The 13,229-nt window shown below is 66.3% G+C and carries 14 protein-coding genes; 10 read left to right on the top strand and 4 right to left on the bottom strand.

Features of this window, described 5'->3' with window-relative positions; translation table 11 throughout:
* Positions 1 to 104 precede the first annotated feature (104 nt).
* The 3 genes from ACSFCA_RS11935 to ACSFCA_RS11925 all read left to right on the top strand — a co-directional run bounded on the left by ACSFCA_RS11935 (position 105) and on the right by ACSFCA_RS11925 (position 3,027).
* The gene (locus ACSFCA_RS11935) at positions 105 to 1,733 is read left to right on the top strand and encodes a bifunctional 3-(3-hydroxy-phenyl)propionate/3-hydroxycinnamic acid hydroxylase (RefSeq protein WP_435459646.1); all 1,629 of its coding nucleotides are present in this window, start codon (positions 105 to 107) and stop codon (positions 1,731 to 1,733) included.
* Positions 1,730 to 2,140, top strand: coding sequence for a nuclear transport factor 2 family protein (locus tag ACSFCA_RS11930; RefSeq protein WP_258349753.1), 411 nt, complete (start codon positions 1,730 to 1,732; stop codon positions 2,138 to 2,140). The genes ACSFCA_RS11935 and ACSFCA_RS11930 overlap by 4 nt, the downstream gene beginning before the upstream one ends.
* A gap of 98 nt (positions 2,141 to 2,238) precedes the next feature.
* On the top strand, positions 2,239 to 3,027 hold the full coding sequence (locus ACSFCA_RS11925; protein WP_435459645.1) for a GntR family transcriptional regulator: 789 nt from the start codon (positions 2,239 to 2,241) through the stop codon (positions 3,025 to 3,027).
* A gap of 23 nt (positions 3,028 to 3,050) precedes the next feature.
* Here the strand turns inward: ACSFCA_RS11925 and ACSFCA_RS11920 are convergent, their stop codons facing one another.
* The 4 genes from ACSFCA_RS11920 to ACSFCA_RS11905 are packed head-to-tail and all read right to left on the bottom strand — an operon-like array spanning position 3,051 to position 5,974.
* Entirely contained in the window at positions 3,051 to 3,788 is a 738-nt protein-coding gene (locus ACSFCA_RS11920) for an amino acid ABC transporter ATP-binding protein (RefSeq protein ID WP_309148836.1), read from the bottom strand.
* Positions 3,766 to 4,455, bottom strand: a complete 690-nt coding sequence (locus ACSFCA_RS11915) for an amino acid ABC transporter permease (protein WP_258349755.1) — start codon at positions 4,453 to 4,455, stop codon at positions 3,766 to 3,768. Before ACSFCA_RS11915 ends, ACSFCA_RS11920 begins: the two co-directional genes overlap by 23 nt.
* Positions 4,455 to 5,123 (bottom strand): amino acid ABC transporter permease, encoded by a 669-nt coding sequence (locus tag ACSFCA_RS11910; protein WP_435459644.1) that lies wholly within the window; start codon positions 5,121 to 5,123, stop codon positions 4,455 to 4,457. The genes ACSFCA_RS11915 and ACSFCA_RS11910 overlap by 1 nt, the downstream gene beginning before the upstream one ends.
* Positions 5,124 to 5,140: 17 nt before the next feature.
* Positions 5,141 to 5,974: a transporter substrate-binding domain-containing protein gene (locus ACSFCA_RS11905; protein WP_093078201.1), complete on the bottom strand. Its 834-nt coding sequence runs from the start codon at positions 5,972 to 5,974 to the stop codon at positions 5,141 to 5,143.
* A gap of 204 nt (positions 5,975 to 6,178) precedes the next feature.
* Between ACSFCA_RS11905 and ACSFCA_RS11900 the strand changes: the two genes are divergently transcribed.
* The 7 genes from ACSFCA_RS11900 (at position 6,179) to ACSFCA_RS11870 (ending at position 13,211) form a co-directional block, all read left to right on the top strand.
* On the top strand, positions 6,179 to 6,505 hold the full coding sequence (locus ACSFCA_RS11900) for a (2Fe-2S)-binding protein (RefSeq protein ID WP_435459643.1): 327 nt from the start codon (positions 6,179 to 6,181) through the stop codon (positions 6,503 to 6,505).
* The gene (locus tag ACSFCA_RS11895; protein ID WP_435459642.1) at positions 6,498 to 7,946 is read left to right on the top strand and encodes an FAD-dependent oxidoreductase; all 1,449 of its coding nucleotides are present in this window, start codon (positions 6,498 to 6,500) and stop codon (positions 7,944 to 7,946) included. Before ACSFCA_RS11900 ends, ACSFCA_RS11895 begins: the two co-directional genes overlap by 8 nt.
* A complete protein-coding gene (locus tag ACSFCA_RS11890; RefSeq protein WP_435459641.1) occupies positions 7,943 to 9,091 on the top strand; it encodes an NAD(P)/FAD-dependent oxidoreductase in 1,149 nt (382 codons plus the stop codon). The genes ACSFCA_RS11895 and ACSFCA_RS11890 overlap by 4 nt, the downstream gene beginning before the upstream one ends.
* A gap of 12 nt (positions 9,092 to 9,103) precedes the next feature.
* The gene (locus ACSFCA_RS11885) at positions 9,104 to 10,039 is read left to right on the top strand and encodes a dihydrodipicolinate synthase family protein (RefSeq protein ID WP_435459640.1); all 936 of its coding nucleotides are present in this window, start codon (positions 9,104 to 9,106) and stop codon (positions 10,037 to 10,039) included.
* A gap of 28 nt (positions 10,040 to 10,067) precedes the next feature.
* Positions 10,068 to 11,480, top strand: a complete 1,413-nt coding sequence (hydA, locus tag ACSFCA_RS11880) for a dihydropyrimidinase (protein WP_435459639.1) — start codon at positions 10,068 to 10,070, stop codon at positions 11,478 to 11,480.
* Positions 11,449 to 11,739, top strand: coding sequence for an FmdB family zinc ribbon protein (locus ACSFCA_RS11875; RefSeq protein ID WP_435459638.1), 291 nt, complete (start codon positions 11,449 to 11,451; stop codon positions 11,737 to 11,739). The genes hydA and ACSFCA_RS11875 overlap by 32 nt, the downstream gene beginning before the upstream one ends.
* 107 nt (positions 11,740 to 11,846) lie before the next feature.
* Positions 11,847 to 13,211, top strand: a complete 1,365-nt coding sequence (locus ACSFCA_RS11870) for a M20 metallopeptidase family protein (RefSeq protein ID WP_435459637.1) — start codon at positions 11,847 to 11,849, stop codon at positions 13,209 to 13,211.
* Positions 13,212 to 13,229: the final 18 nt, after the last annotated feature.

The raw sequence follows: 13,229 nt of genomic DNA, 5'->3' as shown, positions 1-13,229 counted from the left end.
GTGCATTATTTTCGACCGCGAGGCACGGCGTCATCAGTGATAACCCTTTGCGCACGAAATCATGTTTTATGCATAATTCTTGATTTATGCATTCAACACAGACCATGCTCCAACAGAACCCGGAACCCGTCGACGTGGCGATCATCGGCTTCGGCCCCGTCGGCGCAACGCTCGCCGCGCTGCTCGGCCAACGCGGCTTGCGCGTCGCGGTGTTCGACAAGTCGCAGCAGATCTACCCGCTGCCGCGCGCCTTCGCGCTCGACCACGAAGCGCTGCGCGTGTTCCAGGAGATCGGCATCGCCGGCACGCTGGCGCCGCACATGACGCCCTACCGCCCGACGATCTACCAGGGCAGCGACGGCGAACCCATCCAGCACTTCGACATGGGGCCGTCGCCCTATCCGCTCGCGTGGGCGCCGTCGTACACCTTCAACCAGCCGGCGCTGGAGGCCTCGCTGCGCCAGGCCGTCGGCAAGCTCCCCGGCGTGTCGATCCATCTCGGGCACGAGGTGCTGCAGCTGAGCCAGTCGCAGGCCCATGCACAGCTCGACGTTCGCAGGCCCGACGGCACGCAGGTGCAACTGCGCGCACGCTACGTCGTCGGTTGCGACGGCGGCACCAGCCCCACGCGCAAGCAGATGGGCCTGACGCTCAAGAGCCTCGACTTCGACGAGCCCTGGATCGTGGTCGACATGCATGTCGACGAAGACAAGCTCGACCGGCTGCCCGCCACCAATGTCCAGTACTGCCACCCGTCGCGGCCCTGCACCTACGTCGTGGGTCCGGGCACCCACCGGCGCTGGGAGTTCCTGCTGCTTGCCGACGAGGCCGAGCAGCGCGAGATGCCGCACGAGGCCATCTGGCAGCTGCTCGCCCCCTGGCTCACGCCCGCGGACGCACGCATCTGGCGCGCGGCGGCCTACCGCTTCCATGCGGTGGTGCTCGAGCAATGGCGCAAAGGCCGCGTGCTGCTGGCGGGCGACAGCGCGCACCAGATGCCGCCTTTCCTGGCCCAAGGCATGTGCCAGGGCTTGCGCGATGCCGTCAACCTTGCCTGGAAGCTCCAATGGGTGCTCGAGGGGCGCGCCCCCGAAAGCCTGCTGGACAGCTATGGCGACGAGCGTGGACCCCAGGTGGAGGACGTGACGGCGACCGTCAAGCGGCTGGGCCAGATCATCTGCGAGCGCGACCCGGTGCGCGCCGCCGAACGCGACCTTCGCCTGCGCGAGCAGCAAGGTGGAAAGGTACGGATGCAACTGCGCCAGAGCCTGCTGCCCGGCGTGCACCACGGACTGATCGAACGCGACGAGTTGCCCGCGGGCACGCCCTTTCCTCAGGCGATGGGATGCATCGAGCCCGGCGTTGCGCCGCAAATGATGGACGACCTGCTGCAGCCCGGGTTCCTGCTTGTGCTGCGCCATGCGCCCGATCCCGCGGCGCTTCGGGGCCTGGAGACATCGGCGGCGAGCCTCGGCGCGAAGCTGCTGTGCATCGATGCCACGACGACGGCGCCCGGCGTGGTGAAGCTGGCCGAAGCCGACGGCATTCTGGCGGCCTGGTTCGAGCGCCATGGATGCGAGGCCGCACTGGTGAGGCCGGATCATCTGGTCTATGGCGTGGCACGCACCCTCGAAGACGCCGCGGTTCTGATGCAACGAGCCTCCCGGGACATCGGCATCCAGCCTCCAACCCGAGCGAATCCGAAAACTCCCACTGCCCGGAGCGCAGCATGAACGAAGCCACCCCTCCCCCGTCCTGCGACACTGAACGCCTGTTGCTCGATCTCGAAGCACAGCGATGCAACGCCATGAAGCGCGCAGACTTCACGCGCCTGCGCGAGATTCTTCATCCAGACCTTGTTCACGTTCACGCCAAGGGCCAGACCGACAACTACGAGAGCTACTTCCGCTCGGGCGGTACGCATGTCGACTACAGGCAAATCGACCGCTCGGAACTGAAGGTCCAGGTACTGGGTAGCACGGCCCTCATGACAGGCCGGCAGCTGCTCGTGGCCGTGCGCAAGGACGGCAGCGGCACCGTGCGCATCGACTCGCGCGTGATGCAAGTCTGGGCCCGGGAAGGTGATCGCTGGCGGCAGCTGGCGTTTCAGACGACGCCGCTGGAGATGAGCATCTCGTGATTGACGAGGGCTCGATCAGGTAGACAGCCATGAGCGGGCCAGTGGGACATCGTATGCTGTGGCATTCTTCGATTGCACACAGTTTGTAGACAAATCATATGAAACCCAAAGCCGCGATCAAGCCAACGTCGCACGCGAAGCCCGGGAAGACGGCTTCGCCCGGCAAGGTCGTGCGCGCTCGCAAGCCCACGCAGGTGCCCGTGAAGCGCGCGAAGACCGCGCCGGACGCTTCCGGCGAAGCCTCGACGAACCTGACCGACCGGGCCTACGCGGTCGTGCGGCGGCTCATTCTGCAGCGCGAGCTGACCGGCGGCGAAGTACTGGTGGAGGGGCGCCTGGCCGAGCGGCTCCAGATGTCGCGCACGCCCCTGCGCGAGGCCCTGCTTCGGCTCGAGGGCGAAGGCTTGCTGGTGCGGGCCAACGCGCGCTCCTACGCGGTGCGACGCATCACGGCGTCGCACTACTTCCAGTGCCTGCAGGTGCGCGAACGGCTCGAGTCGCAGGCCGTGTCGCTCTCCATAGGGCATGTGCCCGCGGACCTGGTGCAGCGCCTGCGCGACGACATCCTGTCTCTGGATTCGAGCCAGCAGGGCTCGAGCCACTGGCACGCCGATGACGAGATTCACGGCATGTTCGCGCGTGCATCCGGCAATGCGATGCTGGCCGAGACCATCGCCCATCTGCGCGTGCTGTGCCGCCTCTTCGAGGTGGTCGACCCCTTCAATCGCATCGAAGACGACAGGGCCGAGCATCTGGCGATCCTGGACGCCTACATCGCAGGCAACGAGAAGGCAGCCGAGCAAGCGGTCGTCGCCCATCTGCGCAACCTTGCGCGCTATACGCTCTCAAGGCTCAGCAACGGGCTGGTGACCGAGCTGCCGCAGTAGGCCCGCAGCGGCGCACGAGCCGATCAGTGCCGCAGTATCTTGCCGACGAACTCGCGGGTGCGTGCCTCGCGGGGTTCGTCGAAGATCTGTCGCGGCGCGCCGATCTCGACCACGTGCCCGTCGGCCATGAAAACGACCTTGCTCGATACCTCGCGCACGAAGCCCATCTCGTGCGAGACGATGAACATCGTCATGCCCTCGGCCGCCAGGAGCCGCACAGTGTCCAGCACTTCGTTGACGAGCTCGGGGTCGAGGGCCGCCGTGACTTCGTCGAGCAGCAGGATGCCCGGCTGCAGCGCCAGTGCGCGCGCGATTGCCACGCGTTGCTGCTGGCCGCCCGACAGCTGGTCGGGATATGCCTTCAGCTTGGCACCCATGCCGACCTTCTCGAGCAGCTGGATCGCATAGTCTTCGACCTGCTTGCGCGGCCTTCCCTTGACCTTGATGGGTGCGACGGTCACGTTGTCGAGCACCGTCATGTTCTGGAACAGGTTGTATTGCTGGAACACGATGGCCATCTGCGAACGCAGGCGGCGCAGCTGTTCGCGGTCGTTGTAGTCGAGCGCCTGGCCGTCGATGCGCACCTGGCCCTCGATCGGCGGCAGCAGGCCCATCAGCACGCGCAGCAAGGTGCTCTTGCCCGAGCCTGACGGGCCGATGAGGCTGACGATCTCGCCCTTGTCGACCGACAGGTTGATGCGCTCGAGTACGGTGTGTGAGCCGTAGTTGGCCTTCAGGTCAACGATTTCGAGTTGGGGCAAGCTTTTTCTCCAGGTGTTTTCCGAACCGGGCAAGCGGATAGGACAGCATGAAATAAAGGGCCAGCACCGTGCCGTAGACAAGCGTGGCCGAGAAGCCCTTGTTGTTCATCGTCTTGCCGGCAAAGGCCAGCTCGACAACGCCAATTTGCGAGGCCAGCGCGGTGTCCTTGATGAACAGGACGAAGAAACCGAAGACCGGCGGAAGAATGATCTTCCAGGCCTGCGGGACGATCACGAGGCGCAGCGTCTGCAGGTAGCTGAAGTTCATCGCCGCGGCGGCGTCCCACTGGTTGCGGTGCACCGATTCGAGTCCGCTTCGCACGATTTCGGCGATGAACGCGGTGGCGATCAGGCAGACGCTGATCAAGGCCACGGTGAACATGGCGAGGTCGGCGTTGAGCCCCTGGAAGATGAAGAACACCAGCATCAGGGTAACGAGGAAGGGGATGCGCCTGAATAGCTCGATGAAGACCGTCGAAGCAACGCGCAGGGGCCGGCCTGCCGGTCGGGTGTCCAGCCTCACGGCCGCGAGCAGAAAGCCCAGCGAGAACCCGACGACGCAGCCGATGGCCGACAAGGCAAAGGTCACGCCCAGCGCCTTCGCGAAGAAGAGCAGGTTGTAGTAGCTGAAGAAGCGAGGCAGCTCCTGGATGATCTGGTCGAGCATCAGAACCACCTCATCTTGGCGCGGAAGAATCGCTTTCCGACGAAGGCCAGTGACAGCGTGGCGATCAGCGTGATCACGATGTAGAGCACCGCGGCAACCGAGAACACCTCGATCGAGCGGAAGGTCTCGGAGTTGATGTTGTAGGCCCGTCCGGTGAGTTCCTCGACACCGAATACGGCCGCCATCGACGTGCCGAGGGTCATCAGGATGTACTGGTTGGACAGCGGCGGAAACAGCACGCGCACGATGTGCGGCAGGATCACGTAGCGGATGGTCTGGATGCGCGAGAAGCCCAGCGTTTCGGCGGCCTCCAGTTCAGGCAGGCGCACCGATTCGAAGCCCGCGCGCTGGATCTCGGTGAGATAGGCACCGGCATTGAGCGTCATGCCGATCAGCACGGCCTGGTACGGCGACAGCAGGATGCCAGCATCGGGCAGTGCGAAGAAAATGAAGAAGATCTGAACCAGCTGCGGCGTATTGGTGAAGAACACCACGTAGACGCCGACGACGCGGCGCGCCCAGCGCGGGCCATAGGCGCGCACCGAGGCGCCGCCAAGGCCGAGCAGCATTCCGAAAGCAAACGCGAGGAACGCGATCTGCAGGCTCAGCCAGGCTCCGCCGATCAGATAGGGCAGGCGCTCCAGCACCGGTGAGTAGTCGAATTGCATGCCCTCCCCTCGCGGCCTTATTTGTAGGTCGGTGCGGTGCGCGGATCGTGCAGCATCGGGCCGCCGAACCACTTCTTCCAGCGTTCGTCCACGTAGCCGCTCTTGTGCATTTCCTTGACGGCGGCGCTGAGTTTCTCGCGCAGGGCGTCATTGCCCTTCTGCACGCCGATGCCGCAGAAGTAGACCTCGATCGGTGCGTCCACGATGCGCCAGTCGACCTTGTGCTTGGCCGTGTGCTCGGTCATGAAGTCCATCACGTCGATCATTGCATCGGCCCGGCCCTGTGCGATGGCGCGCACCGCATCGGGGTAGTTGTCGAGCAGCAGCAGTTGGGCCTTCGGCAGTTTTTCCTGCACCAGCTTCACGGGCGTGGCGCCGCGCACCTCGACCAGTCTCACGGCCGGGTCGTTGAGCTCCATCCAGTCCTTGTAGGGCTTGGCCTTGGTGGTCAGCACGCCCAGCACTTCGGTGTGCAGCGGCACGGTGAAGTCGATCACCTTCTGGCGCTCGGCCGTGATCGTCATGGCACCGAGCACCGCATCGATCTTGCCGCTGCTCACGAAGGGAATGCGGTCGGGTGAGCCGACCTGCACGATCTCGGTCTTGACGCCCAGCAGTTCGCCGAGCTTGCGCGCGATGTCCACATCGAAGCCGTCGATTTCATTCTTGTCATTGAAGATGCCCAGCGGAGGCAAGGTCGGATTGACGCCGATCACGAGCTTCTTGCTGGCCACGATTTCATCGAGCGTGCGTGCCGAACTCACGGCCGGCAGGCCCATCAGCGCCGAACCCAGCGCGAGCGATCCGGCAACCAGGAGGGTGCGGCGGATGGTGTTCCTTATCTGCTTCATCGAGAAAAACTCCTAGAGGGTGAGGGTTGAACCAGTCGCCGAAGCGGCCCGGATGTCGGGGAAAACGGATGCAAGACGAATGCCAGATCGCATTTTGTCTTCAAAAAATATAAGATATATATATTGAATGTATACAATAAACTTCGAGCGGTCCAGTCAAGTCTTCCAGTTCGCGTTTACCCGTTCATTCCGTCACTTCCTCTCATGACGAAAAGCTCAACTTCTGCGATGCCATCGCTGCGCACCGACCAGGCGGTACAGCGCGGGCCTGCGGTGCGTTTCATGGCCGACGGCTGTACGGTCGACGCGTTCGAGGGCGAGAGCGTCGCGGCGGCGCTGTTTGCCGCAGGACAGCGCGAACTCCGGCGCAGTCCGCGCGACAACGCGCCGCGCGGAATGTTCTGCCTCATGGGCTCCTGCCAGGAATGCCTCGTATGGGTCGGCGGGCGCAAGCTGCCGGCCTGCCAGGTGCCGGCGGCGGCGGGCCTGGAGATCGAATCGCTCGCCTTTCGGGAGCAGCGTCTTGGCTGAAGCGCTCCCTTCCCCCATCGATCTGCTGGTGATCGGTGCCGGGCCGGCTGGCGCACGCGCCGCGCTGCGCGCGCAGGCCTGCGGCCTCGACGTCCTGCTGGTCGATGAGAACTCCGACGCGGGAGGACAGGTGTGGCGCCCCCTGCCCCTGGGCTTTACGCGGGCGGCGGGCGTTCGGCCCTCGACCGAGGCCGTACAGGGCGACGCCCTGCGCGACGAGCTGAGCCGTTCCGGCATCCGATGCCTGTTCGGCCACAAGGTGTGGAACGTGGGCAGCAGCCTTCGCACTGACCTGATCGGCCCCAAGGGCGTGACGAGCTGGCAGCCGCGCGCATTGCTCGTGGCAACGGGCACGACCGAGCGGGTCGTTCCCTTCGCCGGCTGGACCCTGCCCGGCGTCATCGGGCTGGCCGCTGCCACGATCCTCCTCAAGTCCCAGAACATGCTGCCCGGGCGCCGCACGGTGGTGGCAGGCAGCGGCCCCCTGCTGCTGGCTGTGGCAAGCGGCATCCTCAAGGCCGGCGGTGAGGTCGCTGCCGTGCTGGACCTGGCCAGCCGGGCCGACTGGCTGCAGACCTTGCCTTCGCTGACCGGCCGGCCCGATCTGCTGTGGCAGGGCGTGCAATGGAAGGCGCTCTTGCGCAAGGCGCGTGTACCGCTGCTCTATCGCCACGGCATCGCGTCGGTCGAGGCGCTCGGCAACGGATTCCGCGTTCACGCGCAGCAGGTCGACATGACCGGTGCACCGGTTGCGCATGCCGCGCCTGTGGCTTTCGAGGCGGACGCCGTCGCGGTGGGGCACGGCCTTGTGCCGGGCACCGACGTCACCCGGCTGCTGCGCGCACGCCACCGCTACGAAGCGGCGCGTGGCGGCTGGATTGCCGAGGCCGATGCGCAAGGCCGCACCTCCGTCGCCGGTCTGTACATCGCCGGCGACGGGGCTGGCATTGCCGGCGCCGCCGCGGCCGGCGCCCACGGCGAACTGGCAGCCGTGGCCTGCGCCCACGATCTGGGCCGATTGACGGCCGAAGCCCACTCCCGCGAGCGCGATCGACTGCTCGCGCAATGGCACAAGCCAGCCCGCTTCGGGCGCGCGATGGCGGGTCTGATGGCACTGCGTGCAGGCGCCGTCGCGAGCATCGCACCCGACACGGTGGTTTGCCGCTGCGAAGACGTGACGCGAGCCGAAATCGACGCCGCCGCGCGCGATGGCGCCCGCGACATGAACCAGCTCAAGGCCTGGACACGCTGCGGCATGGGCCCCTGCCAGGGCCGCACCTGCGGGGACATCGCAGGCGCCCTGCTCGCCGCTCACGTGGGCAGCCGCGAAGCCGTGGGCTGCTTCACGGGCCGGGCCCCGCTGCGCCCGGTCTCGCTCGCCGAGGTGGCTGGCGACTACACCTACGCCGACATCCCGATCCCCAAGGCGGCTCCGCTGTGAGCGACAACGCGCACTCATCGGCCGCATACGACGCGGTCGTGATCGGCGGCGGCGTCATGGGCTGCTCGACTGCGCTGCATCTCGCGCAAGGCGGCATGCGGGTCACGCTGGTCGATCGCGGGCCCCTGTGCCGTGAGGCATCCGGCGTCAACGCCGGCACGCTGACGCTGCACATGACGCGTGCTGCGCTCGTGCCCTATGCAATGCGCGCCTGGCAGATGTGGATGGACGCCGAGAAATGGCTGGGCATGGGCGTGCTCGCAACCCATGTGCCGGGCCTCACGCTGGCCTTTACCGAGGCCGAGTGCGAGCTGGTCGAGCTGCGCGCCAAGGCGCGCCGCGAATACGGCGCGCCGATCGAAGTCATTTCTCCGGCGCGCGCGAGAGAGATCGAGCCCGGCGTGCATCCCGGCCTGCTGAAGGCGGGCTACTGCGACATCGACGGCTTCGCGAGCGCCTATCTCACGGGCCGCGCCTTCCGCCACGCGCTAACGGCCGCCGGCGTCGACGTGCTCGAGAACACGCCTGTCGAAGGCATCGACTCCGGGGACGCGGGCCACGTAATCCGATTCGGTGGCGCGGCGAGCCGGCCGCCCTTGCAGGCGACTCGCGTGGTTCTCGCGGGCGGGGTGTGGATCGAGAACATGCTCGCCTGGCTCGGCGTGCAGATCCCGATCAAGGTGCTGATCAACCAGCTCATCATCACCGAGCGCGTGCGGCCAGTGATGCGCACCGTGCTCAGCGTCGCCAACGGGCTGTTGTCGCTCAAACAGTTCGCCAACGGCACGGTGCTGATCGGCGGCGGCTGGCAGGGTGAAGGCGACCGCGAGCGCGGTGGCGTCGAGGCCCGTCCGCAGAATCTCGTGGGCAACATGCGCCTGGCGGCCTATGCACTGCCCGCCCTGGCCGAGGCCCGCATCGCGCGCATCTGGCTCGGCCTGGAGGCCGAGACGGCCGACGCCATGCCGATCATCGGCGACGTGCCCGGCGTGCCGCGGGCCTACGTGGTCGGCAGCGCCCACTCGGGCTACACCAGCGGCCCGTTCATGGGCCGGATCATGGCCCAGCACATCCTCGGACAGCAGCCCGAGCTGCCTCTTTTCGATCCCGCCCGCCTGTTGGGCATGCCGATGCCCGGCGCTTGATAACCCGTTCCCATGATTCCCCAACAATCCGCCCCTTTCCACGGCATCTATGCCGCCACCCTGTGCCCGCTGCTCGACGACGGCCGCATCGACGAAGCGACGCTGGCGCGTCATCTCGAGGCCAACGCCTTTGTGCCGGGCATGAAGGGCCTGCTGATCAACGGCCATGCCGGCGAGAACTTCTCGCTCTCGCGCGAGGAGAAGCGCCGGGTGACCGAGATCGCAATCGAGGTTTGCGGCGAACGATCGCTGCTGGTGTGCGGCATCAATGCCGAAGACAGCCTCGAGGCCCAGCGTCATGTCGACGACGCCAAGGCGGCCCGGGCCGATGCCGTGCTGGTCTTTCCGCCGTTCTCGTGGGCGCTCTCGCAAGATTCGCGCATGGCGGTAACGCACCACCGGATTGCCAATGCCAACGCGCAGATGCCCCTGATGCTCTACCAGGCCGGCGTCAACGCAGGCACCCTCGCCTATCGTCCCGAGGTGCTGGCAGAGCTCGCCCAGATGCCGCATGTGGTCGGCATCAAGGAGGGAAGCTGGGAGGCAGCGGCCTACGAGGCCAACCGCCGCCTGGTGAAGCGGGTGGCGCCGCACGTCGCAATGATGGCCTCGGGCGACGAGCATCTGCTGACCTGCTTCGCGATCGGCAGCGAAGGCAGCCTGGTGAGCCTGGCCGCGGTCGTGCCCGAGCTGGTGATCGACCTCGACCTTGCGATCAAGCGTGGCGATCTCGCGCAGGCACGCAATCTCAACGACCGCATCTACCCGCTCGCCAAGGCGATCTACGGCACCGCGCCCGGCGGGTACGCCACGGCGCGCCTGAAGACCTGCCTCAAGCTGCTGGGCCGCTTTCCGAGCGACGCCATGCGCCCGCCGATAGGACCGCTGCCGCGCGATGAAGTCGCGGCGCTGGAACGTGCGCTGGCCGAGGCCGGCGTGCACGCCTGAACCGAACCGACCAAGGAGAGCCCCGCCCATGACCCGCAAGATCATCCGCAACGGCCGCATCGTCACGGCCGTGGACGACTACACCGCCGACCTGCTGATCGACGATGGCTGCATCGTCGCCATCGGCCGCGCACTCGATGTCGGCGCCGACATCGAGGTCATCGATGCCGCCGGCATGCTGGTGCTGCCCGGCGGGGTGGATTGCCACACCCACATGGACAACACCTTCGGCGACTCGACCACCTGCGACAGCTTCGAGTCGGGCACGCGTTCGGCCGCTTTTGGGGGCACCACGACGATCGTGGACTTCGCCTTCCAGCGCAAGGGCGTGAGCGTGCTCGAGGCCATCGAACGGGCCCGCGCGAAGGGCGCCGACGGGGCCTGCATCGACTACGGCTTCCATGTCATCGTGACCGGCGTGGACGACCAGGCGCTGGCCGACATGCAGCACGCGATCCGGCATGAAGGAGTCTCGAGCTTCAAGATGTTCATGGCCTACCCGGGTTCGGTGATGGTCGACGACGCGGCCATCTTCCAGGCCATGCGCATGGTCGGGCAGCACGGCGGCATGATCGCGTTGCACGCCGAGAACGGGACCATCATCGAGCTCCTCATCAAGGAGGCGCTGGCGCAAGGGCACACCGCACCCAAGTACCACGCGCTCACACGGCCGGCGATCATGGAAGGCGAAGCCACGCACCGCGGCATCAAGCTCGCCGAACTCGCCGACGCACCCGTGTACTTCGTCCATCTCTCGGCCAAAGAGGCGCTCAAGCATGTGGTCGAGGCCCGGGACATGGGGGTGCCGGTGTTTGCCGAAACCTGTCCGCACTACCTGTTCTTCGACGACAGCGCCTACGACAGCGAGGACTTCGATCTGGCGCGCTACGTGATGAGTCCGCCGCTTCGCTCCAAGGAGTCGCAGCAGGCCTTATGGACCGCGCTGCGCACCGACGACCTGCAGTTGGTCTCGACCGACCACTGCCCCTTTTGCATGAAGGAAGGACACCTGGGGCGCGTGAACCAGAAGCCATACGGCCGCAATGATTTCTCGAAGATCCCCAATGGCGTACCCGGCGTGGAAACACGCATGGCGACGCTCTACGACGGCGGTGTGCGCGCGGGCCGCATCTCGCTCAACCGCTTCGTCGAGCTGGTGTCCACAGCGCCGTCGAAGCTGTTCGGACTGTTTCCGCAAAAAGGCACGATCGCCGTTGGCAGCGATGCCGATCTGGTGATCTTCGACCCCGATGCGCCGCACGTCATCTCGGCGAAAACGCAGCACGGCAACTGCGACTTCACGCTGTTCGAAGGCCGGGACGTGACGGGGCAAGTGAAGAAGGTGCTGTTGCGCGGCGAGCTCATCGTCGACGGCGACCGATGGCTCGGCAAGACCGGCAGCGGCCGCTATGTGGCGCGTGGGGAATCGGGCGGCTGGTAGCTCCGTGCCCACCTACGACTACGCCTGCCCGCGCTGCGGACCGTTCGTCGAACGGCGGCCGATGGCCCTGTTCGATCGGCCAGCGCCCTGCCCCGCGTGCGGGTCGGAGTCCGGTCGCGTGCTGAGCATGCCGGCTTCACTGGGCACGCGACGAAGCGCGGAAGAGCCGCGACACGCTGCAGCGCAGAGCGATGGTTCGAACTACCGGCGACTCCAGGCAGGCGGAGTTTGCGCCTGCTGCCCACGGGCCAATGCTTGAGCCCTGACAGCGTCGCAGCGACAGGCGACCATGGCGAGTCGGCCCGACTCTTGCAACCGACTTTCGTTGTCGAACCGGAAGGCAGATGCCTGGATTCGAGAGACTCAATGCAGACCATGCTCACCATGAAAAAACACCTCGTACAAATCTTGAAGGCGGCCCTGTGCGCAACCGCTCTCGGCGTTGCCGCAGCAGCCTCGGCCGCGACGCCGCAACCCTTGCTCGACCGCGCGCTTGCCTTGTCCGATGCCTCCGAGCCCAACGTGATCGCCTGGCGCCGGCACATTCACCAGCATCCCGAACTCGCCTACGAAGAGGTCGAGACCGCCAAATACATTGCCGCGGTGCTGGCCAAGATCCCGGGCATCGAGGTGCAGACCGGCATCGCCGGCACTGGTATCAAGGCCGTATTGCGCGGCGGCAAGCCCGGGCCGGTGATCGCGTTGCGCGCCGACATGGACGCACTTCCTGTCGAAGAGCGCAACGATCTGCCGTTCCGCTCGAAATCCAAGGCGATGTGGCGCGGCCAGGAAGTGTCGGTGGCGCATGTCTGTGGTCACGACACCCATGTGGCCATGCTGCTGGGTGCGGCCCAGGCGCTCTCGGCGATGCGTGCCGAGTTGCCCGGCACGGTGGTCTTCCTGTTCCAGCCGGCCGAGGAGATCGGGCCTGGCGACCGTCCCAGCGGCGCATTGGCCATGGTCAAGGCCGGCGTGCTCGACGACCCGAAGGTCGATGTCGTGCTGGGCCAGCACATCGGGGCGCAGTCGCCCAAGGGCTCGATCTCTTATCGGCCAGGCGCGATGCTGGCCAGCATCGACGTGTTCAACATCAAGCTCAGCGGTGCCGGCGGGCACGGAGCCGCTCCCTGGGCGGCCAACTCGCCGATGCTCGCGGCCGCGGAGATCACGCTGGGCCTGCAGAACATCGTCAGCCATCGCACCAACCCGACCATCGATGGCGGTGCCACCGTGGTCACGGTCGGCATGCTTCAAAGCGGCAATCGCTTCAACATCCTGCCCGAGACAGCTGAACTCTCGGGCACGGTGCGCGCGTTGTCGGCGCAGAACCAGAAGGTCGCTCACGAGCAGATCCGCATGAAGGCAGAGCACATCGCGGCCAGCTACGGCGTGAAGGCCGAAGTGCGCATCGACACCGGCGGCGGCTATGGCGTGCTCGTCAACGACGCGCCCGCCACCCTGGCCCTTGTCGACGCACTGAAGGCCGCGGCGGGCAAGGACAAGGTCGCGGAAATCCTGCCGTCGATGGGCTCGGAAGATTTCGGCGCGTTCGGCGCCACGGGCGTGCCGGTGGTCTTCTGGATCCTCAACGCCTCTCCGTATCCGGATCGCGCCGGCCCGACGAATCACTCGCCGCTGTTCACCATCGACGAATCGGCGATGCGCATCGGGGTGCGTGCACTGACCAGTGCGACGCTTGCGCACATGACGCGCGCGGACCGCAATCAGTAACCCTTGGCCGGAAGGGAC

Source organism: Variovorax multivorans (genome assembly GCF_051216835.1).
In the GTDB taxonomy this organism is placed as follows: domain Bacteria; phylum Pseudomonadota; class Gammaproteobacteria; order Burkholderiales; family Burkholderiaceae_C; genus Variovorax.
This window is presented reverse-complemented; position numbering and strand designations above follow the sequence as displayed.

Excerpts from the sequence above, each read along its gene's own strand:
- ACSFCA_RS11905 (WP_093078201.1), bottom strand. The coding sequence starts at position 5,974 with ATGAAGCAGATAAGGAACACCATCCGCCGCACCCTCCTGGTTGCCGGA.
- ACSFCA_RS11900 (WP_435459643.1), top strand. The coding sequence starts at position 6,179 with ATGACGAAAAGCTCAACTTCTGCGATGCCATCGCTGCGCACCGACCAG.
- ACSFCA_RS11925 (WP_435459645.1), top strand. The coding sequence starts at position 2,239 with ATGAAACCCAAAGCCGCGATCAAGCCAACGTCGCACGCGAAGCCCGGG.
- ACSFCA_RS11870 (WP_435459637.1), top strand. The coding sequence starts at position 11,847 with ATGCAGACCATGCTCACCATGAAAAAACACCTCGTACAAATCTTGAAG.
- ACSFCA_RS11930 (WP_258349753.1), top strand. The coding sequence starts at position 1,730 with ATGAACGAAGCCACCCCTCCCCCGTCCTGCGACACTGAACGCCTGTTG.
- ACSFCA_RS11910 (WP_435459644.1), bottom strand. The coding sequence starts at position 5,123 with ATGCAATTCGACTACTCACCGGTGCTGGAGCGCCTGCCCTATCTGATC.
- ACSFCA_RS11935 (WP_435459646.1), top strand. The coding sequence starts at position 105 with ATGCTCCAACAGAACCCGGAACCCGTCGACGTGGCGATCATCGGCTTC.
- ACSFCA_RS11915 (WP_258349755.1), bottom strand. The coding sequence starts at position 4,455 with ATGCTCGACCAGATCATCCAGGAGCTGCCTCGCTTCTTCAGCTACTAC.
- ACSFCA_RS11875 (WP_435459638.1), top strand. The coding sequence starts at position 11,449 with ATGTGGCGCGTGGGGAATCGGGCGGCTGGTAGCTCCGTGCCCACCTAC.
- hydA (WP_435459639.1), top strand. The coding sequence starts at position 10,068 with ATGACCCGCAAGATCATCCGCAACGGCCGCATCGTCACGGCCGTGGAC.
- ACSFCA_RS11885 (WP_435459640.1), top strand. The coding sequence starts at position 9,104 with ATGATTCCCCAACAATCCGCCCCTTTCCACGGCATCTATGCCGCCACC.